This window comes from Mesorhizobium sp. B3-2-1 (assembly GCF_006439515.1).
GTDB lineage: Bacteria > Pseudomonadota > Alphaproteobacteria > Rhizobiales > Rhizobiaceae > Mesorhizobium.
In genome coordinates, this window is record NZ_VFTI01000001.1 from 22352 (window position 1) to 42688 (window position 20337).

19 protein-coding genes are annotated in these 20337 nt (G+C 64.6%); 16 read left to right on the forward strand and 3 right to left on the reverse strand.

The genetic code is table 11. The features are described 5' to 3' along the window. The first annotated feature begins 70 nt into the window (after positions 1 to 70). The 8 genes from pcaQ (at position 71) to FJW08_RS00155 (ending at position 8164) form a co-directional block, all read left to right on the forward strand. Positions 71 to 988: a pca operon transcription factor PcaQ gene (pcaQ, locus tag FJW08_RS00120; RefSeq protein ID WP_140807930.1), complete on the forward strand. Its 918-nt coding sequence runs from the start codon at positions 71 to 73 to the stop codon at positions 986 to 988. Between the two features lie 139 nt (positions 989 to 1127). Further along, positions 1128 to 2444, forward strand: coding sequence for an ABC transporter substrate-binding protein (locus FJW08_RS00125; protein ID WP_140807932.1), 1317 nt, complete (start codon positions 1128 to 1130; stop codon positions 2442 to 2444). Positions 2445 to 2465: 21 nt separating this feature from the next. Beyond that, a complete protein-coding gene (locus FJW08_RS00130; protein WP_140807934.1) occupies positions 2466 to 3209 on the forward strand; it encodes an ABC transporter ATP-binding protein in 744 nt (247 codons plus the stop codon). After that, positions 3206 to 3934, forward strand: a complete 729-nt coding sequence (locus FJW08_RS00135; protein WP_140807937.1) for an ABC transporter ATP-binding protein — start codon at positions 3206 to 3208, stop codon at positions 3932 to 3934. Before FJW08_RS00130 ends, FJW08_RS00135 begins: the two co-directional genes overlap by 4 nt. Beyond that, positions 3931 to 4827, forward strand: coding sequence for a branched-chain amino acid ABC transporter permease (locus tag FJW08_RS00140; RefSeq protein WP_140807939.1), 897 nt, complete (start codon positions 3931 to 3933; stop codon positions 4825 to 4827). Before FJW08_RS00135 ends, FJW08_RS00140 begins: the two co-directional genes overlap by 4 nt. After that, positions 4824 to 5891: a branched-chain amino acid ABC transporter permease gene (locus FJW08_RS00145; RefSeq protein ID WP_246682121.1), complete on the forward strand. Its 1068-nt coding sequence runs from the start codon at positions 4824 to 4826 to the stop codon at positions 5889 to 5891. The genes FJW08_RS00140 and FJW08_RS00145 overlap by 4 nt, the downstream gene beginning before the upstream one ends. A 2-nt stretch (positions 5892 to 5893) precedes the next feature. Continuing rightward, positions 5894 to 6679 carry a coniferyl-alcohol dehydrogenase gene (locus FJW08_RS00150; RefSeq protein WP_140808373.1) on the forward strand — a complete coding sequence of 262 codons (786 nt, stop codon included), beginning with the start codon at positions 5894 to 5896 and terminating at the stop codon, positions 6677 to 6679. A 39-nt stretch (positions 6680 to 6718) separates the two neighbouring features. Continuing rightward, complete coding sequence (locus tag FJW08_RS00155) at positions 6719 to 8164, forward strand: aldehyde dehydrogenase (RefSeq protein WP_140807941.1); 1446 nt, start codon at positions 6719 to 6721, stop codon at positions 8162 to 8164. Positions 8165 to 8197: 33 nt separating this feature from the next. Here the strand turns inward: FJW08_RS00155 and FJW08_RS00160 are convergent, their stop codons facing one another. Beyond that, the gene (locus FJW08_RS00160) at positions 8198 to 9127 is read right to left on the reverse strand and encodes an aldose 1-epimerase (RefSeq protein ID WP_140807943.1); all 930 of its coding nucleotides are present in this window, start codon (positions 9125 to 9127) and stop codon (positions 8198 to 8200) included. A gap of 60 nt (positions 9128 to 9187) precedes the next feature. Here FJW08_RS00160 and FJW08_RS00165 point away from each other — a divergent pair, with 60 nt between their 5' ends. From FJW08_RS00165 to FJW08_RS00200, 8 genes are all read left to right on the forward strand, one after another. Then, entirely contained in the window at positions 9188 to 9979 is a 792-nt protein-coding gene (locus tag FJW08_RS00165; RefSeq protein ID WP_181182793.1) for a FadR/GntR family transcriptional regulator, read from the forward strand. After that, positions 9976 to 11703, forward strand: a complete 1728-nt coding sequence (locus tag FJW08_RS00170; RefSeq protein WP_140807945.1) for an IlvD/Edd family dehydratase — start codon at positions 9976 to 9978, stop codon at positions 11701 to 11703. The genes FJW08_RS00165 and FJW08_RS00170 overlap by 4 nt, the downstream gene beginning before the upstream one ends. Before the next feature lie 11 nt (positions 11704 to 11714). After that, positions 11715 to 12494 carry an SDR family oxidoreductase gene (locus FJW08_RS00175; RefSeq protein WP_140757739.1) on the forward strand — a complete coding sequence of 260 codons (780 nt, stop codon included), beginning with the start codon at positions 11715 to 11717 and terminating at the stop codon, positions 12492 to 12494. Positions 12495 to 12526: 32 nt separating this feature from the next. Next, entirely contained in the window at positions 12527 to 13525 is a 999-nt protein-coding gene (araD1, locus tag FJW08_RS00180; protein ID WP_140757740.1) for an AraD1 family protein, read from the forward strand. Between the two features lie 53 nt (positions 13526 to 13578). Beyond that, positions 13579 to 14604, forward strand: a complete 1026-nt coding sequence (locus FJW08_RS00185) for an ABC transporter substrate-binding protein (RefSeq protein ID WP_140757741.1) — start codon at positions 13579 to 13581, stop codon at positions 14602 to 14604. Positions 14605 to 14680: 76 nt separating this feature from the next. Further along, positions 14681 to 15784 (forward strand): ABC transporter ATP-binding protein, encoded by a 1104-nt coding sequence (locus FJW08_RS00190; protein WP_140807947.1) that lies wholly within the window; start codon positions 14681 to 14683, stop codon positions 15782 to 15784. A 35-nt stretch (positions 15785 to 15819) separates the two neighbouring features. After that, positions 15820 to 16653 carry an ABC transporter permease gene (locus FJW08_RS00195; RefSeq protein ID WP_246682123.1) on the forward strand — a complete coding sequence of 278 codons (834 nt, stop codon included), beginning with the start codon at positions 15820 to 15822 and terminating at the stop codon, positions 16651 to 16653. Beyond that, complete coding sequence (locus FJW08_RS00200; RefSeq protein ID WP_140757744.1) at positions 16650 to 17450, forward strand: ABC transporter permease; 801 nt, start codon at positions 16650 to 16652, stop codon at positions 17448 to 17450. Before FJW08_RS00195 ends, FJW08_RS00200 begins: the two co-directional genes overlap by 4 nt. Positions 17451 to 17452: 2 nt before the next feature. Here FJW08_RS00200 and FJW08_RS00205 read toward each other — a convergent pair whose 3' ends face one another. Further along, positions 17453 to 18847: an FAD-binding oxidoreductase gene (locus FJW08_RS00205; RefSeq protein ID WP_140807949.1), complete on the reverse strand. Its 1395-nt coding sequence runs from the start codon at positions 18845 to 18847 to the stop codon at positions 17453 to 17455. Positions 18848 to 19057: 210 nt separating this feature from the next. Beyond that, a complete protein-coding gene (locus FJW08_RS00210; RefSeq protein WP_140807951.1) occupies positions 19058 to 20317 on the reverse strand; it encodes an ABC transporter substrate-binding protein in 1260 nt (419 codons plus the stop codon). Between the last annotated feature and the right edge of the window lie 20 nt (positions 20318 to 20337).

Genomic DNA, 20337 nt, shown 5'->3' on the forward strand with positions numbered 1-20337 from the left:
TTGCACAAGGCATTTGGTTCGGTAAAATGATATTTTGCGCCGTTTCATTAACTCAGAGGTTATCAAATCCATGTCCGAGAGCCGCATCCGGTTCCGTCACCTGCAGGCATTCCTGGAAGTCGCACGACAGGGCAGCGTGGCTCGCGCCGCCGATTTCCTGCATGTCAGCGCTCCGGCGGTGACCAAGACGCTGCGTGAACTGGAAGAAGCGCTCGGAGTCGCCGTCGTCGAGCGTGACGGGCGCGGCATCCGCGTCACGAGGCTTGGCGAGATTTTCCTCAGCCATGCCGGTTCGGCGATCACGGCCCTGAAGCGCGGCGTCGATTCCGTTCGCCAGGACGGCGCCGTCAATCGCCATCCGATCCGCATCGGCGCGCTGCCGACGGTGTCGGCGAAGGTCATGCCGCGGGCCATGAGCCTGTTCCTGAAGGAAAACACGGGCGCCGCGCTCAAGATCGTCACCGGCGAGAACGCCGTGCTGCTCGAACAACTGCGCACCGGCGCGCTCGATCTCGTCGTCGGGCGGCTGGCGGCACCCGAAAACATGACCGGTTTCTTCTTCGAGCATCTCTACTCCGAACAGGTGTTGTTCGTGGTGCGGGCCGGACATCCGCTGCTGGAGCCGGGGGCCGACATCTTCGCCAGGCTCGACGAATTTCCGGTGCTGATGCCGACCCGGGAATCCGTCATCCGGCCTTTTGTCGATCGCCTGTTCATAACCAACGGCATGACCGCGCCGGCCACCGAGATCGAGACGGTCTCGGATTCGTTCGGCCGCGCCTTCATGCGGCAGAGCAATGCGGTGTGGATCATTTCGGCCGGCGTGGTCGCCAACGAGATCGCGAGCGGCGCTTTCGTCGCCTTGCCGGTCGACACCGAGGAAACCAAGGGGCCTGTCGGGCTGACGATGCGCACCGACACCGCCCCCTCGCCCGCCTTCTCCATCCTGTTGCAAACCATTCGCGAGGCGGCAAGGCCGGTCAACTGAGACGCTGAACGGCCAACTGCCCTTCGTCTCATCGAAACTCTGCTAACCCAGAGGTTAATGAAACGCCGCAAAATATCATTTTACCGAACCAAAACGCTGGTGCACTGTGGCGATGGAGGAGCCACAGAGGGAGGAACATATGGCCCATTCTATCGGCAGCAAACCCGGCATTTTCGGCATTTCGCGACGCCAGTTCATCGCCACCTCGATTGCCGGCGGCACTGCCCTGGCACTTGGCGGCAAAAAGGCCTTCGCCCAGGCCGCCGACACGCTGAAGGTCGGCTTCGTCAGCCCGCGCACCGGACCGCTCGGCGGCTTCGGCGAGACCGACGGTTACGTGCTCGATCTTGCCCGCAAGGCGCTGGCCGGCGGCATCGAACTCGGCGGCAAGAAATACAATGTGGAAATCCTCGATCAGGATACGCAATCGGATCCCTCCCGCGCGGGCCAGCTCGCCAAGGACCTGATCAACAATCAGGCCATCGACCTGATGCTCGCGACATCGACGCCCGAAGTGATCAATCCGGTGGCCGATGCCTGCGAAGCCGCCGGCGTGCCATGCCTGTCGACGGTCATGCCGTGGGAGGCCTGGTATTTCGGCCGTGGCGCCAAGCCCGGCGCGCCCTCGCCGTTCAAATGGACCTATCATTTCGGCTTCGGGGTCGACGAATTCTTCAGGGCCTACGTCTCGCAGTGGAACCTGATCGCGACCAACAAGAGGGTCGGCGTCATGTATCCGAACGACGCCGACGGCAACGCCATCCGCGCTCATCTCGCACCGCTGCTGGCCAAGCAGGGTTTCACCATCGTCGACCCGGGCGCTTACGAAACCGGCACCACCGACTATTCCTCGCAGATCGCGCTGTTCAAGCAGGAGGGCGTCGAGATCTTCAACTCCTTCCCGATCCCGCCTGACTTCGCCGCCTTTTGGCGCCAGGCGGCGCAGCAAGGCCTGATCAGGCAGATCAAGATCTGCCAGGTCGCCAAGACCGGGCTGTTCCCGTCCGATATCGAGGCGCTCGGCGACCTCGGCATGAAGATTTCGAGCGCCGCCTATTGGCACAAGGCCTTCCCCTACAAGTCGCCGCTGACCGGCGTTTCGGGAACCGAACTGGCAGACGGCTACGAGGCGGCAAGCGGCAAGCAGTGGACGCAGCAGCTCGGCGCCTCGATGTCGCTGCTCGATGCCGGCTTCGAGGCTTTGAAATCGAGTTCCAACGCCAAGGACAAGGCGGCTGTGGCCAAGGCGCTGAGCACGCTCAACACCGAGACCATGATCGGCAAGGTCGACTTCACCAGCGGCCCCGTGGCCAATGTCTCGCCCGGCCCGATCATCGGCACGCAGTGGATCGCCGCCAAGGAAGGAGCCAAGTTCCCGCTCGACTACGTCGTGACCGAGAACGCCACCGATCCGAAAGTGCCCGTTGAAGCCAAGCTTCTGCCTTACAACGGCTGATGAACCGCTGACGAGGAACGCCTGGTGACCCATCCGCAACAACAGGCTGTTCTCGCTGCCGCCGGCATCCACAAGCGCTTCGGCGCGCTCGTGGTGCTGGATGCCGTCGACTTCACCATGGCAGCGGACGAGGCGGTCGGCATTGTCGGCCCTAACGGCGCCGGCAAGACGACGCTGCTCAGCGTGCTTGGCGGCGCCTTTCCGCCAAGCTCGGGCACGGTCAGCTTCAAGGGGGATGATGTGACGTCCCTGCCGGCGACCCAGCGCTGCCGGCTCGGCCTGGTGCGCACGCACCAGGTGCCGAAACCGTTCAGCGGCATGACCACCTTCGAGAACGTCTTCGTCGCCGCGTCGCATGGTGCCGGTCTCGCCCGCGACGAGGCCTATGAGGAGGCGCTGAACTCGTTGAAACTGTGCGGCATGATTGGCGTCGCCAACCGGCGCGCCGAGACGTTAGGGCTGCTCGATCGCAAGCGGCTGGAATTGGCGCGCGCATTGGCGGCCAGACCGACGCTGTTGCTGCTGGACGAGATCGGCGGCGGCCTGACCGACGGCGAGGCCGGCGAACTGGTCGACACGATCAAGGAGTTGCGCCGCCGCAAGATCGGTATCGTCTGGATCGAGCACATCGTGCACATCCTGCTGCAGGTGGCCGAGCGGCTGATCTGCATGGATGCGGGGAAAATCATCGCCGATGGCGAACCCCAAGCGGTGATGGCCGACCCGGAGGTCGTGCGCGCCTATCTCGGCGGAGGTCCGAAATGAGCCTGCTGTCCGTCGAGAAGCTGGTTGTCCGGCACGGCCTGCTGCAGGCGGTGCGCGGCGTGAGCTTCAGCATCGAGCGCGGCGAGACGCTGGCGCTAGTCGGCGCCAACGGCGCCGGCAAGACGACGCTGCTCAGGGCCATCGCCGGCGCGCATCAGCCGGCGGCCGGCTGCGTTCTGCTGGACGGCGCCGATCTCACCGGCGTGCCATCACACAAACGGGTCGGCATGGGCATCGCGCTGGTGCCGGAAGGACGAAAGCTGTTCGTTCAGATGACGGTCGAGGAGAACCTGCTGCTCGGCAGGACCGCTGGGCGGCCAGGCGACTGGAGCGTCGACAAGGTGCTCGAGATGTTCCCCAATCTGAAGCCGCGCCGTCATGCCAAGACGGGACACCTGTCGGGCGGTGAGCAGCAGTCGACCGCGATCGGCCGGGCGCTGATGAGCAATCCGGAACTGCTGCTGCTCGACGAGATTTCGCTCGGCCTGTCGCCGCTGATCGTCGACCGTGTCTATGCCGCATTGCAAGGGCTGATCGCTTCAGGCACGACAATCATCCTCGTCGAACAGGACCTCAATCGGGCGCTGTCTGTCTCGGACAAGGTCATCTGCATGCTGGAGGGGCGAATTGCGCTCGAGGGCGACAGCAAGAGCGTATCGCGTGAGGATGTGACGAAGGCCTATTTCGGCCTGCACCGGAAAAGCTCCGGGAGTGTTCCCGCATGAGCAACCAGATCATCCAGGGCATCCTGCTCGGCGGCTATTACGCGCTGATCGCCTGCGGTCTGTCCTTCATGTTTTCGGTGATGCGCATCATCAACCTCGCCCATGGCAGTCTTGCCGTCCTCGCCGCCTATGCGCTGTGGTTTCTGGCCTCGCGGTTCCACGTCTCACCGTTTCTCGGCCTGCTCATCGTCTTGCCAGCGATGGCCGTGATCGGCTGGGCGCTGCAGCGCTTCCTGCTCGAGCGCAGCGCGCGCGGCGGCGCGCTGCTGCCGATCCTGACGACGTTCGGTCTCGCCATCGTCATCGATAACATGCTCTTCCAGCAATTCGGCGCGAACACGCGTTCGCTGGCGCCCTATATCGGCAGCCTGTCCTACGATTCCTGGGAATGGCCCGGCAGCGTCTATGTCGGCAAGCTGGCGGTGATCATGTTCGCAACCGCCGTGGCCCTGCTTGGCGGGTTGCAGCTGTTCTTGAGCCGCACCCGGCTTGGGCGCTCGATCCGCGCCACTTCGGAAGACCCAGACACAGCCGGGCTGGTCGGCGTCGATGCGCGGCGTGCCAACGCCATTGCCGCTGCGATAGCCATGGTCACCGTCGGCCTTGCCGGCGCGTTCCTCGGCATGCGCGCCACCTTCGATCCCTATGCCGGCGCGCCGCAACTGCTGTTCGCCTTCGAGGCGGCGGTGATCGGCGGCGCCGGTTCGCTGTGGGGAACGCTGATCGGCGGCGTCGTGCTGGCGCTGGCCCAGACACTCGGTGCGCAAGTGCATCCGCAAGGCTTTTTGATCGGCGGCCATGCTATCTTCCTAGTCGTGCTGTTCGTGCGGCTTTCGGCGTCCGGCCTCGGCCTGCGCGGGCTGTTACGCCTGCCTTCCCGGAGCGCGCCATGAGCGTCGTTCCGACCTCGCCCGTCATCGAGCGCGGCACAGCGGCGTCGCGTATCGCGGCGATCGCGGTCGCCGTCATCATCGTGCTGCTCGCCATCGCGCCCCAATTCCTGTCGGCCGGCGCCGTCGACCGCATGACGGCACTGTTCGTCTATGTGATCCTGGCGGCGATGTGGAATGCGCTGGCCGGCTTCGGCGGCCTGGTCTCGGTTGGCCAGCAAGTGTTCTTCGGGCTCGGCGCCTATTTCGCTATCCGCCTTGCCGATGCCGGCCTCAACCCTTTCCTGGCGCTTTTTGCATCCGGAATTGTCGTCGGCGCGGTTTCCTGGCCGCTGTCGCTGTTCATGCTGAAGCTCAGGTACGGCGAGTTCGCCATCGGCATGTGGGTGATCGCGGCCCTCACCCATCTGCTGGTCAATCTCGACCGGCTGGTGCAAGGCGAAACCGGCACGTCGCTGATCTCGCTCAATGTCTACGATGCCTCGATAAGGCGGGTGACGATCTACTGGCTGGCGCTGGCCTCGATGACGGCGCTGCTCGCTGTCCTCTTCGGCCTGCTGCGCGGCAGCACCGGCGCCGCCATCCGCGCGATCCGCGATAACGAGGATGCCGCCGCTTCGATCGGCGTGCGCGTCACCGGCACCAAGCGACTGCTGTTCGTGCTTGCCGCCTTCGGCATCGGCATCGCCGGCGCGCTGTGGCTGGCGACGTCCATCACCTTCCAGCCGAAGACCTACTTCAATGTGCAATGGACCGCCTACATGATCTTCATGGTGCTGGTCGGCGGCATCGGCACTTTCGAAGGCGCCATTCTCGGCGCTGTGGTGTTCTTCCTCATCGAGACATGGTTCGGCGGCGCCGGCGTCTGGTACCTCGTCGGCCTCGGCGCCACTGCCGTGCTGTTCTCGCTGTTCCTGCCGCGCGGCCTTTGGGGGACGATCGAGGAGCGCTTCGGGCTGCGCCTGCTGCCGGTCGGCTACCGCGTCAAGCTTCCCGGAAATCCGGCCGCGCCAGCCGACGACGCGCCCGCGGCGCGGCAAACCACACCGCATCAGGAGAAGGCATGACCATGCTTTTCGGCAAGACCATCCTCATCACCGGCGTCGCCTCCGGCATCGGTGCGCGCACGGCGGAACTCGCCGGCCAGCTTGGTGCCGATGTGATCGGCGTCGATGTGCGTGAGCCGGCCGCACCGATAGGCAGTTTCGTCAAGGCCGACATCTCGTCGAAGGCGGGCGTCGATGAGCTCATCACGCGCCTGCCGCAACGCATCGACGCTCTCTGCAATGTCGCCGGCCTCTCCGGCAACACCGGCGCGGCATCGACGCTGGCCGTCAACTTCTTCGGTCTCAGGGCACTCTCGGAAGGGCTTGCGCCAAGACTTCGCGAAGGCGGCGCCATCGTCAACGTCGCTTCGATCGCCGGCTATGGCTGGCGCGCCAATCTCAACCGCGCCGCCTCGATGGTCGCCATCGAGGGTTTCCCCGATGTCGCCAAAGTGGTCGCCGACCACGCCGTGAAGAACGAGGAAGGCTATCCCGTTTCCAAGGAGCTGCTGCTCTTGTGGACCTTCCGCGCTGCGCATCAGGATCTGTTCAAGCGCCGAGGCATCCGCGTCAATGCGGTCAGCCCCGGCCCGGTCGAAACGCCGACCCTGAAACAATTCCGCACCGTGCTTGGTGACGCCCGCGTCGACAGCGACATCGCCCGGGTCGGACGTGCCGGTACATCGGGTGACATCGCGCCGGTCGTGCTGTTCCTGTGCTCGGATGGCGCACGCTGGGTCAACGGCGCCAATGTGCCGGTTGACGGTGGCCTCGAAGCATCGATCAATGCCGAAGTGCTCGGCTTCTAAAACCATCAAGGCGCTCGGGATGGAGCGAAGGAGACAGCCATGGATATCGGACTTCTGATCGACGGCGACAAAAGGGATGCGTCCGGTTCGGCCTCCTACGACCGTATCGACCCGTTCACCGGCAAGCTGGCGACGCGTGCAGCCGCGGCGAGCGTGGCCGACGCCAACGCAGCCGTCGAAGCCGCGGCCGCCGCCTTCCCGGCATGGTCGAAGACTGGTCCCGGCGAACGCCGCGCCTTGCTGTCAAAGGCAGCCGACGTGATGGCGTCCAAGGTCGGCGAATTCACCAAGCTGATGATGGAAGAGACGGGCGCCACCGGCCCGTGGGCTGGTTTCAACGTCATGCTGGCGGCCAACATGCTGCGCGAGGCGGCGGCAATGACGACGCAGATTTCAGGTGAGATCATCCCGTCCGACAAGCCAGGCACGCTCGCCATGGCGATCCGCCAGCCGGCCGGTGTGTGCCTCGGCATCGCACCCTGGAACGCGCCGGTCATTCTCGGCACGCGCGCCGTGGCGATGCCGATCGCCTGCGGCAACACGGTGGTGCTGAAAGCCTCGGAAATGTGCCCGGGCACGCACCGGCTGATCGGCCAGGTGCTGGTCGAGGCGGGCCTGCCAAAGGGCGTCATCAATGTCGTCACCAACGACCCCAGGGATGCCGCGGCAATCGTCGAAGCACTGGTCGCGCATTCCTCAGTGAAACGCGTCAATTTCACCGGCTCGACCAAGGTCGGCCGGATCATCGCCGAGCTCGCCGGCCGGCATCTGAAGCCGGCGCTGCTCGAACTCGGCGGAAAGGCGCCGCTCCTGGTGCTGGACGATGCCGACATCGACGCCGCGGTGAACGCGGCCACCTTCGGCGCCTTCATGCATCAGGGCCAGATCTGCATGTCGACAGAGCGGCTGATCGTCGATGAAAAGATCGTCGACGAATTCGTCGCCAAGCTCGCCGCCCGTGCGTCCCAGCTTCCAGCCGGCGACCCGCGGGGTCATGTCGTGCTCGGCTCGCTGATCAGCAGCCAGGCGGCTGACAAGATGGAGGAACTCGTCGCCGATGCGGTGGCCAAAGGCGCGAAGCTCGTCGCCGGCGGCATGCGCACGGGCACCGTGGTCGAGGCGACACTTCTCGATCACGTCACCCCGGCGATGCGTGTCTACGCTGAGGAATCGTTCGGACCGGTCAAGCCGGTGATCCGGGTGAAGGGCGAGGACGAGGCGGTGCTGGTCGCCAACGACACCGAATACGGCCTTTCGTCAGCGGTGTTCAGCCGCGACATCAAACGTGCCATGGCGGTCGCCGCCCGCATCCAGGCAGGCATTTGCCATATCAACGGACCGACGGTCGGAGATGAAGCACAGATGCCGTTTGGCGGCGTCAAGGGCTCCGGCTATGGCCGTTTCGGCGGCAAGGCCTCTATCGCCGAATTCACCGATTTGCGCTGGGTGACGATCGAGGATCCGGGCCAGCACTATCCGTTCTGAACCAGCTTCGCTTCGGACGACTGGGAGCGAAGGTCAAATGACCAGCGACGGCGTGAAACGAACGCTGGCGGATTGCTTCTGGCCAGGCGCCAGCACGATGCCGCCGGCGTCGATCTCCTCGTCGCCCATCCGGTTGAAAGCATCGGTGATGTTGCTGACCGGCTCGGCGCAAAAGAACGGCTCGCCCGGCGGCGTGTAGAGGACGAGGAAATCGAGCGGCGCCTCGGCCTCGATGTCCAACTGCCGTCCGTATTCGGGCCAAGAAATCCGGGCTTGGCGCGCCCATCCGGTGAAGACCGTGTCGAAGTCCACCTCCGACACGTCAAAACCGATGGATGGATCGGCCCCAACGGGTGGCAGGACATGCCGGGTGGGCAGGATCTCCGTATCGGTTTCCCACATGCCTGATACCGGTGCCTGGACATGCGTCCACGGTGTCGACGGGAAATAGGGATGGAGGCCGAAGCCAGCCGGCATCGGCGCGTCCGACAAATTGCGCACCGCAATGGTCATGCAAAGCCTGCCTTCGGCCAGAGAGATCTCCTGCTCGGCTTCATAGCTCCACGGCCAGGAATCGGCGGCGTGGCGATGGCGCAGGACGATCGTGCTCGCTTCATGGCTCACGACCGTCCACGGACGACGCCAGCCATGGCCGTGCTCATGATGTGGATCGTCCGGCCCTGTCGGCAGTTGAATGGGACGCCCCGCGAATTCGAAGCGGCCGTCCCTGATGCGGTTGGAATAGGGCACAAGCGGGAAGCTAGCCATGGCGCCGGCATCGCGACGGCTGATCGCCGCTGGGCCGGCCGGGCGCAGCCAATCCACGGCCGAGCCATCCCGCCACCACCGATACGACGCCAGAGCTCCACCAGCGGCGGGCGCAATTTCGACCGTCGCGACGCCGTCACTGATCGAGACCAGTTCCGTGCGTTGCACGGCAACGGCAGCGTAATTCTTTGCCATCGGCACTCCCCATCCCTTGACTCCAATCGCCACGGCTATAAGACATATCATATGAATAGTATGAAGAATAGAAAATCGTTCAGCACCGCGCGCACGTCACGGGTTGCCGTGGCGGTTTCCAGCGGTTCCACCGCGCTGCACGCGACCGTCGTCGAGCAGATCGGCCTGCGCATCGTGCAAGGTGACTTCCTGCCCGGCGAGGCCCTGCCCAATGCCGACGATTCCAGTGAGATGCTGGGGGTCAGCCGCACGGTGCTGCGCGAGGCGATCAAGGTGCTGGCCGGCAAGGGGCTGGTCGAATCGCGGCCGAAGACCGGCACACGGGTGCGTCCGCGCGCCGATTGGAATTTCCTCGATCCGGACGTGCTGTCATGGCGCTACGCCGGCGGTGTCAGCGCCGAGGATGTGCGGGCGCTGTTCGAATTGCGCCGGGCCATCGAACCAATGTCGGCGGCCCTTGCCGCCCAGCGCGCCACGCCGGCGCAGATCGCCGAGATCCATGCGGCACTGGCCGAAATGGAAGCAGTCAGCGATGACGGCGACCGCTTCGCCCAGCCCGATTTGGTGTTCCACCAGACCATCCTGCGCATGACCGGCAACGAGCTGATCGGTTCGCTGGCGGCACTGGTCGAAACCGCGTTGGTGATGAGCTTTCGCCTCTCCAACGACAATCCCGAGGGCCAGCGCCACTCCTTGCCGCTGCACCGGGAAGTCGCCGAGAAGATCGCCGCCGGTGATGCAGCGGGCGCGCAAAAGGCGCTGCTGGTGCTCATCGACAATGCCGAGGACGACGTGCGCCGCAGCGTCGAGAACCGCAACAAACGCCGCAACGGCCGGGGCCAGCAATCGTGACAGAGACCAAACGCAAACTGCGGTCCGAAGCCTGGTTCGGCGGTGAAGGCAAGAACGCCTTCATGCACCGCAGCTGGATGAAGAACCAGGGCATTCCGGCAGATGCTTTCGACGGCCGCCCGGTGATCGGCATCTGCAACACCTGGTCGGAACTGACTCCGTGCAATGCGCATCTGCGGGCACTGGCAGACCACGTCAAGCGTGGCGTCTACGAAGCCGGCGGCCTGCCGCTGGAATTCCCCGTGATGTCACTTGGCGAAAGCAACATGCGCCCCACCGCCATGCTGTTCCGCAACCTGGCCAGCATGGATGTCGAGGAATCCATCCGCGGTAATCCGATCGACGGCGTCATCCTGCTGGTCGGCTGCGACAAGACCACGCCGGCGCTGCTGATGGGGGCTGCCTCCTGCAACTTGCCGACCATCGCCGTCTCCGGCGGACCCATGCTCAACGGCAAGTTCCGTGGACAGGATATCGGCTCGGGCACGCATGTCTGGAAATTCGCCGAGGAGGTCAAGGCCGGCCGCATGCCGATCGCCGACTTTCTCGCCGCCGAACAAGGCCAGAGCCGGTCGGCGGGCAGCTGCATGACGATGGGCACCGCTTCGACCATGGCCAGCATGGTGGAAGCGCTCGGCATCGGCATGCCGGACAATGCAGCGATCCCGGCGGTGGATTCGCGCCGCGGCGTGCTTGCCCAGCTGGCCGGACGGCAGATCGTCGATCTTGTCCGCCGCGACGTGACGATTTCGCAGATCCTGACCAAGCAAGCCTTCGAGAATGCCATCCGCGTCAATGGCGCGATCGGCGGCTCGACCAATGCGGTGCTGCATCTGATCGCCATCGCCAACCGCGTCGGCGTCGATCTCAGCCTCGATGACTGGGACCGCCTTGGCCGCGACGTTCCAACCATTGTCGACCTGATGCCGTCGGGGCGGTTCCTGATGGAAGATTTCTACTATGCCGGGGGGCTAGCTGCGGTCATGGCGTCGCTTGATGAAGTGGGGCTTCTTCATCGCGACGCCATGACCGTCAGCGCCAAGACCATCGGTGAACTGATCGACGGCGCGCCCAACTACAACAGCGAAGTCATCAGGCCGCTGAGCGAGCCCTTGACCAAGGAAGGCGGCATTTCGATCCTGCGCGGCAATCTGGCGCCCAACGGCGCGGTCATCAAGCCGTCGGCGGCAACGCCCGAGCTGATGCAGCATCGCGGCAAGGCCGTCGTGTTCGAGAATATCGAGCATTACTACGCCCGCATTGACGATCCGGAGCTGGATATCGATGCTTCCTCGGTGATGGTGCTGAAGAACTGCGGACCGCGCGGTTATCCCGGGATGGCCGAGGTCGGCAACATGCCGCTGCCGGCCAAGCTGCTCAGAGAAGGCGTCTCCGACATGGTGCGCATTTCGGACGCGCGCATGAGCGGCACCGCCTACGGCACGGTGGTGCTGCATGTGGCGCCCGAGGCCGCGGCTGGGGGCACGCTCGCCCTGGTGCGTGACGGCGATCTCATCGAGCTCGACGTCGCCGGCCGCCGGCTGGAGCTTTTGGTTTCGGACGAGGAACTGGCGATCCGCCGCCGCGACTGGAAGCCGCCGGCGCCGCCGCAAGGCGGCTACCAGAGCCTCTATGTCGAGCGCGTGCTGCAGGCCGACAAGGGCTGCGACTTCGACTTTCTCGTCGGCCGGCGCGATGCCGGCATACCCCGGCATTCCCACTAGAGAGGCGCGCGATGACGGATCAGATCGGCAGCTACGCGACCTACCCCAGCCTCCAGGGCCGCAGCGTGTTCATCACCGGTGGCGGCAGCGGCATCGGCGAAAGCCTGGTGCGCCATTTCTGCGCGCAAGGCAGCCGCGTCGCTTTCATCGATCTGGCCGAGGAGCCTTCACGGCGCCTGGTCGATGCGATCGCGGCCGAAGGGCATCCCGCCCCACTGTTCATTCCCTGCGACCTGCGCAATGTCGAAGATCTGCAGGCAGCGACCGTGGAGGCGATGCGGCACAACGGTCCGATCCAGGTGCTGTGCAACAATGCCGGCAATGACGACCGCCATCAGACCAAGGACGTGACGGTGGCCTATTGGGACGACCGCATGGCGGTCAATCTGCGCCACCAGTTCTTCGCGGCCCAGGCGGTGCGCCCTCAGATGAGCGCGCATGGCGGCGGCTCGATCATCAATTTTGGTTCCATCACCTGGATGGTCGGCGATCCCGATTGTCCCGCCTATGTCACCGCGAAAGCCGCTGTCTATGGCATGACGCGGGCGCTGGCCCGCGAACTCGGCCCCGAGCGCATCCGCGTCAACTGCATGGTGCCTGGCTGGGTCATGACAGAGCGCCAGATGCGGCTGTGGCTGAACCCGGCCGGCGAACGCCAGATCGCGGAGCGGCAGTGCCTGCCCGACCGGCTGCAGCCATCCGACATAGCGCGCATGGCGCTGTTCCTGGCCGCCGACGACAGCCTGATGTGCACGAGCCAGCAGTTCATCGTCGATGCGGGCTGGGTGTGACCGGTACGGCCTCAAGGGAAAAAGGGTATTTCATGCGTCTTGTTCAGTACACAACGCTCGATGGCGGCAGGCGGGTCGGCCGCGTCTCCGATGACGGCAATCGCCTGCATCCGCTCGACAAGACCGGCACGGTACTGGAACTCGCCGAAGCGGCAATCGCCGATGGCGCGTCCATCGCGTCGCTGGTCGAGAAGCGGACGGGTACGGCCACGGTCGACTATGGCGAACTGCTGCGCGATGGCCGCGTGCTCGCTCCTGTCGACCATCCGGAACCGGCGCGGTTCCTGGTCACCGGCACCGGCCTCACCCACACCGGAAGTGCCGCCGCCCGCGACAAGATGCATGTGCTGACCCATGGCGAGGACGCCGAGGAATCGGATTCGCTGAAGATCTTCCGCATGGGCCTGGAAGGCGGCAAGCCCGGCGCCGGCAAGATCGGAATCCAGCCCGAGTGGTTCTTCAAGGGTGTAGGCACCTGTGTCGTGCCACCCGGCGCCGATCTGCCCATGCCGGCCTTCGCACGCGCCGGCGCAGAAGAGGCCGAGATCGTCGGGCTTTACCTCAATGGGCCGGATGGCCGCCCTTATCGCATCGGCTACGCGCTGGGCAACGAATATTCCGACCATGTGACGGAGGCCGAGAACTACCTCTATCTCGCCCACTCGAAACTCCGTTCCTGCTCGATCGGCCCGGAGCTTTTGATCGGCGACCTGCCCGAAGAAGTGCGCGGCCATTCCCGCATCCTGCGCGACGGCACTGTTATCTGGGAACAGGAGTTCCTGTCCGGCGAGGCGCACATGTCGCACTCGATCGCCAATCTCGAACATTTCCATTTCCGCTATCCGATGCACCGCAGGGCGGGCGACCTGCACGCCTATTTCTTCGGCGCGGCGGTGATGAGCTACGCCTCCGGCGTCAAGACGGCTTCCGGCGACGAGTTTGAAATCCAGGCACAGACATTCGGCAAGCCGCTGCGCAACCGGATGGTGTCGGTGCCGGACGAGGGGCTGGTCGCCGTCATCCAGCTGTGATGGCAAAAGCCCCGGAAATTACGGTCCACCAGAACGACAATGGGAGATTGAGAATGGGACTGAAGAAAGCGTTTTTGAGACTAGCGACGATCGGGCTCGGTATCGGCCTGATGACATCGGCGGCGCTCGCCGCGAACCTGCGCGTGCTGGCCTGGGACGGTTACGCCGACCCGGACTGGGTGAAGGACTTCACCGCCGCCACCGGCATCGGCGTCGATGTCGTCTTCATCGGCAGCGATGACGAGATCTGGGCCAAGATCAAGGGCAGCGAAGGTCAGGACTTCGACGTCTTCGCCGTCAACACCGCCCAGCTGCAGCGCTACATCAAGGCCGATCTGGTATCGCCGATCGACATCACCAAGCTGCCGAACCAGAAGGACGTGCTGCCGCGCTTCCGCGATTTGTCCCAGGTCAGCGGCGACACCAAGGACGGCAAGGTCTACGGCATTCCATTCTGCTTCGATTCCATCGGGCTGATCTACGACACCGACAAGGTCAAGCCGGCGCCGACCTCGATGTCGGTCCTGTGGGATCCGGCCTACAAGGGCAAGATCCTCGCCTACGACAATGGCGAGCACAATTTCTCGTTCACCGCGCTGACACTCGGCTACAAGGATCCGTTCAACCTCAATGAGGAGCAGATGGCGGCGGTCAAGGCCAAGCTAGTCGAACTCAAGCGCAATGTGCTGAGCTTCTACACCACCGCCGACGAGGCCCAGCAGATCTACCAGAACAATGACGTTGCGCTGATCTGGGCCAATTACGGCCAGCAGCAGGTCAAGGCGCTGCAGAAGATCGGCGCCCATGTCGCCTACGTCAACCCGAGCGAAGGCGCGCTTGCCTGGCTCGACAACTGGGTGATCTCCAAGGGCGTCCGCGACAATGCGGCGGCCGAGAAGTGGATCGACTTCATGCTGACGAAGAAGATCGGTGGCGAGCTTTCCGAGCGCACCGGCTTCGGCAACACCGTGGTCGAGTCGGGCAGCGCCGGCGGCAACGACAAGCTGGTCTGGCTCAACAATGTCGAAGACCCGCTCAAGCGTTCGGACATGTGGAACGAGGTCAAGGCGACGCCCTGATCCCTTCCGCGCCTGACCTCGAAGGACCCGGCGGTCCGGACGTTCCGGACCGCCGAAGCGTATGCGAGAATATTCCATGAGCCAGAACACCGACCTCTTGACGCTGCGGTCCGTCTCGAAATCCTACGGCACGGTTCCCGTGCTGCACGACATCGACCTGTCGATCCGGGACGGTGAGTTCCTCACCGTTCTTGGACCGTCAGGTTCGGGCAAGACCACGGTCCTGCGGCTGATCGGCGGGCTGGAGCCGTTGAGCTCGGGCGAAATCCGGCTGGACGGCCAGGACATCAGCCGCATGCCGATCAACCGGCGGCCGTTCAACACCGTGTTCCAGGACTATGCTCTGTTCCCGCATATGACCGTCTCCGGAAATGTCGGCTATGGGCTTTCGGTGCGCCATCTCAAGCGCAAGGAAATCGCGCGCCGTGTCGGAGAAGCCCTCGAGCTTGTGCAGCTCGGGCGTTTCGCCGAGCGCTTCCCGGCGCAGCTTTCGGGCGGCCAGCGCCAGCGCGTCGCGCTCGCCCGGGCGCTCATCTGCCAGCCGCGCCTGATCCTGCTCGACGAGCCGCTCGCCGCGCTCGATCTCGAGTTGCGCCGGCAGATGCAGGAGTTCCTGAAATCCATCCAGCGCGAGATCAAGACCACCTTCCTGTTCGTCACCCACGACCAGGAAGAAGCCATCGGCATGGCCGATCGGATCTGCGTCATGCAGGCCGGCCATATCCGCCAGCTTGGCACGCCGCATGAGCTCTACTACAAGCCGAATTGCGAGTTCGTGGCGCGGTTCTTCGGCGAGAACAATCTGGTGGCTGGAAGGCTCGGGCCCGTGCAGGGCGAGCAACGGTCGATCGAGACCGCGCTTGGACAACTGGTCTGCTCGATCGGCGACCAGCCGCATCTGAAGGCCGCCCCCGACGGCGCCAGCGCCTTCGCAGCGTTCCGTCCCGAGGCCTTGCACCTTGCGCAGGACACGGACGGCGGCAACCGCTTTTCCGGCACCATTGCCGATCTGGCCTTTGCCGGCTCGTCGACGGTCGCCACGATCATGGCGGGGCCGGACAATGCCCCGCAACGCCTCCGGTTGCGCGTGCCGAGCCGGATCGACGGCAGCGCGCTCAAGTCAGGCGAGACGGTCTCGCTTTGCTTTGCGCCTCATGAAGGCCATCTGGTGCTGGCGTGAGCGGAGCGGGTTTGACACACTCCGCGGAAAGGCGCTTGTCGCAGCTGGTCACAGTGCTGGCCTTTGCCCTGCCGGTGATCTTCGTCCTCGTGCCGCTGGCGATCTTCCTGGTCTACAGCTTCTTCAGCGTCGACCAGGGCACGATCGTCTATGCGCCGACGCTCGGCAACTATGTCAGGTTCTTCACCGATCCAATCTTTCTGCCGGTGTTCTGGAACACCATCGTGCTGTGCGTGTCGGTTGCGGTCATCTGCATCCTGCTCGCCTATCCCGCCGCCTATTTCCTGACGACGCTGAAGGGGCGCTGGCGCTATGCCCTGCTGATGCTGCTCCTGGTGCCGCTGCTGATGAGCTATGTCATCAAGATCTACGCGATCCGCAGCATTCTCGGCCTCAACGGCTTCCTCAACAAGGCACTTGTGGCGCTCGGCATCCTGGATCAGCCATCGACGCTTTTCGTGTTCAACATGAACGCCATCCTTTTGACGCTGAGCCTGCTTTTGATCCCGTTTGCCATCCTGCCGATCTTCCTGTCGCTGGAGCGGATCCCGCAGACCTTGCTGCGCGCCTCGGACGATCTTGGCGCCAGCAGCCTGCAGACGTTCCTGCGCATTACCTTGCCGCTCAGCCTGCCCGGCGTCGCCTCGGCGGCGAGCTTCGTCTTCGTGCTGGCGATCGGCGATTTCCTGACGCCGCAGATGGTCGGCGGGATCAGCGGCTTCACCTTCGGCCGCATCCTCTACAGCCAGTTCGGCACGGCCTATAACTGGCCGTTCGGCGCGGCGCTGTCGGTGGCGCTGGCGATCGTGGTGATCGCCGCCATTCTCGTCGGCGAACGGTTCGGGCGCAGCCGGGGGACATCGGTATGAGTGCGCTGCCCCGGCCGTCCACCATCTTCCTGGCCGCGATCACGGCGCTGGTCGCTGTATTGCTCTACAGCCCGCTGTTCGTGCCGATCGTCTCGTCGTTCTTCAGCATTGCGCATGGCGATGTCGACTGGTCGTCGCCCACCCTCTCGACCTATCGGGCGCTGGCCGGGAACCATGACATCCTGGCCGCCCTGCGTACGACGCTCATCGTTGGGCTCTGCACCGTCGTGCTCTCGGTGGTCAGCGGAACGCTGCTGGCGCTCTACTATCACGGCCGCCGCTCGGGACGTTCGATCCTGCAGTTCATCATCTTCCTGCCATTCCTGATGCCGCCGATCATCAGCGGCCTGGCGCTGCTGATCTTCTTCCGCGAGATCGGGCTCGAACGCTCGCTGCTGACGGTCGTCATCGGGCATACGGTGTTCGTGCTGGCGATCGTCTATCGCACCGTGCTGATGCGGCTGCAGTCGATGAGCCGCACGCTGGTCGAAGCATCCTACGATCTCGGCGCAACGGGCTGGCAGACCTTCTGGCGCATCATCCTGCCGAACCTGTCGAGCGCCATGGTCGGCGGCGCCATCCTGGCCTTCGCGCTGTCGTTCGACGAGACGATGATCACCATCCTCGTCACCGGCACGCAAAGCACACTGCCAGTCAGGCTGTGGGCGATGATGCGTCTTGGCTTTTCGCCCGACATCAACGCGCTGGTGGCGCTGATCCTGATGTTCACCGTGCTGCTGTGCGTGCTTGCCGCCCGTTTTCTGATCCCGAGGCAAATGGCGACGGAACGGAATTGAGTTTAAGCCAATGGGCTGAGGTCGAAGACGCGACCTGGGTTGAGGATGTTGTTCGGATCGAGCGCGGCCTTCAGCCGCCGCATCGTGGCGATTTCGGCGTCGCTGCGCACCAGATGCAGCCAGTGCTTCTTGTCGAGGCCGATGCCGTGCTCGGCCGACACGCCGCCTCCGGCGGCCGCCACACCGCGATAGATGATGCCGTAGGCCGCCGCCGGATCCTCGGTCAGAACCTGATAGTGCAGGTTGCCGTCGCCGAGATGGCCGAAGACATAGATGCCGGCCCCGGGATCGACGGCATGAATGGCGGCGTCCGCTTCTTGCAAGAAAGTTGCCATACGAGCCAACGGGATGCTGATGTCGACGCTGATCAGACCTTTCATCGAAAACAGGACGCGGTTGGCGTCTTCGCGCACATCCCAGAGCGCGCGGAATTCGCGCGGCGATTGCGAGACGACCACATCGTCGACGACGCCGTCCTCGACCGCCTGCATCAGAACCTCGGCGAAGCGCTCACCGTCGCGGTCGGGCTCGCTGCCCTGGATTTCGGCCAGCACATAGACGGGTGATCCAACCGGCAACGGCGCCGGCATGGCCATGCTGGCGACCATGACGTCATAGAGCGGCGCGAAGTTGACCTCATGGGCCGATAACAACGGGCCGAGCTTGTGCCGCAGCAGCCCCAGCAGGGCTATCGCCGCATCGAGCGAAGGCAGCGCGCAGAAGGCGTTCACTTCGGACGCAGGCTTCGGATGCAGCCGGAGCGCGGCGCGGGTGACGACGCCGAGCGTCCCTTCCGCGCCGATGAAGAGCTGGCCGAGGTCGTAGCCGGAATTGTCCTTTGGCAGGCCCTTGAGCGACGTCAGCACGCTGCCATCGGCGATCACGGCCTCCAAGCCCAGCACCTGCGCCCGGTACATGCCGTAGCGCAGCACGCGGATGCCACCGGCATTGGTGGCGATGTTGCCGCCCACCGTGGCGGAACCCCGCGCGCCGATGTCGACGCCGAACATCAGCCCGGCGCCGTCGGCGGCCTCCTGTACCGCCTGCAGCGTGGCGCCGGCTTCGGCGACGATGGTGGCGGCCTGCCGGTCCGGCGCGCCAAGGCCGGTCATGCGCTCCAGCGACAGCACGATCTCGCCCGGCTGGACGCGCGCGCCACCGGCCAGTCCGGTGCGTCCGCCCTGGATGACAACCGGCTGGCGAAGAGCGTCGCATGCGGCGAGTGCTGCCGCGACACCATCGGTGTCGCGCGGGCGCAGCACGGCTTCGGGAAGCGTGCCGAACTTGCCGTCGGGATCATCGCGGTAGCGCTGGTCGACGTCGGAGCCGGCGAGCACGCCGCCCACGCCCAGCCTGTCGCCAAGAGCGGACAGAAGTCGCGTCGTTTCAGGCGACATCCGGCTCAGGCGCCTGCGTGACAAGGCGCATCGTCAGCATCCAACAACCGGATGGCCCGATGAGTATTCTTGTCCAACACGCTCGCCATCCCTGAATTGCAGCCGGCCGATCCTATTCGTGATCGCATTCAGTGCAAGCGATATCGGCTGCCCAGGCGATGCCGGCATCAATCGCGAGAGCCGAGATTGATGCCGGAAGGGCCGCGCAGTTTACTGAAGCTTGGCCTGCAGCGCGTTGACGTCGTCGGTGGTCATTTCACCATCGGTGATCACCTTGCCGTCGACGATCTTCCACAGCCGGAACGGGCCGGTAATGTCGCCAAACTTGTCGAAGGCGACCGGACCGATGACGCCTTCATAGCGGATCGGCTTGCCATCCTTGATCAGGCCGAGCGCCTTGGCGAATTCTTCCTTGCCGGCATAGATCGGCGTGCCGGCCGGGTCGACCGCCTTGTACATGGCGTCCTTGATCTTGGCCGGATCCTCGGAGCCGGCAATCGCGATGGCGAGCCCGACAATGGCGCCGGCATCATAGGAGCGGTCGGCCGCCGGGTTCGACGGTTCGATGCCGGAGAACGCCTTGTAGTTCTTGGTGAAATACTCCGTCGATGCGGTCGGGCTGGTGCCGGACGACGTGCCATAGGCGTCCTTCAGATAGTCGGCACCGACCGACTCGATGAAATCAGGGCTGTTCATGCCGTCATTGAGCAGGAATTTCTGCACGCCGCCCTGCGAAATCCAGGTGCGGGCGATGGTCGCGCCGTCGACGGGCGTGCTGACTAGGTAAAGCCCATCCGGCTCGCCGGCCATCGCCGCGGTGACTTCCGAGGCATAGCTCGATTGCTTCTCGTTGTAGGGCGTGTCGGAGACGATGGTACCGCCGAGCGCTTTGTAGGCACGCGAGAATTCGGCCACCATGTTGACGCCGAAGTCGTTGTTGACGTGGATGATCGCCAGCTTCTTGAAGCCCTTGTCGACGGCGTATTTGGCAGCGGCCACGCCCTGCAGCGCGTCCGAGGTGATGGTGCGGAAGAAGATGCCGTTGGTCTTGCCGTCGCGGCCGAGTGTCGTCAGCGTCGGCGAAGACGATGCCGGCGAGACCTGGACGATCTTGGCCGGCGCGGTGACAGAGGTCAGGATCGGAATCGACACCGAGGAAATGATGCCACCGATGATGACAGGCACTTTCTTGACCTGAACCAGCTGGGTGGCGGCGTCGACCGCGATGTTGCCCTGGCTCTGGCTGTCGCGCGTGTCGGTGACGAGATCGCAGCCGCGCACTCCGCCGGCTTCGTTGATGTCGCGGAACGCCATCTCGACCGACTTGGCGCCGGCTTGGCCGTATTCGCCGGCCGGGCCGGTCAGTTCCATGACGAGGCCGACGGTGATCTTGCAATCGGCGGCCTGGGCAGCACTGGCTATCGTGACGAGAGCAAGAGCGGTGGTGAGTTGGAGTATCGTCTTTCTCATTGTTGTTCCCCTTGAGTTAC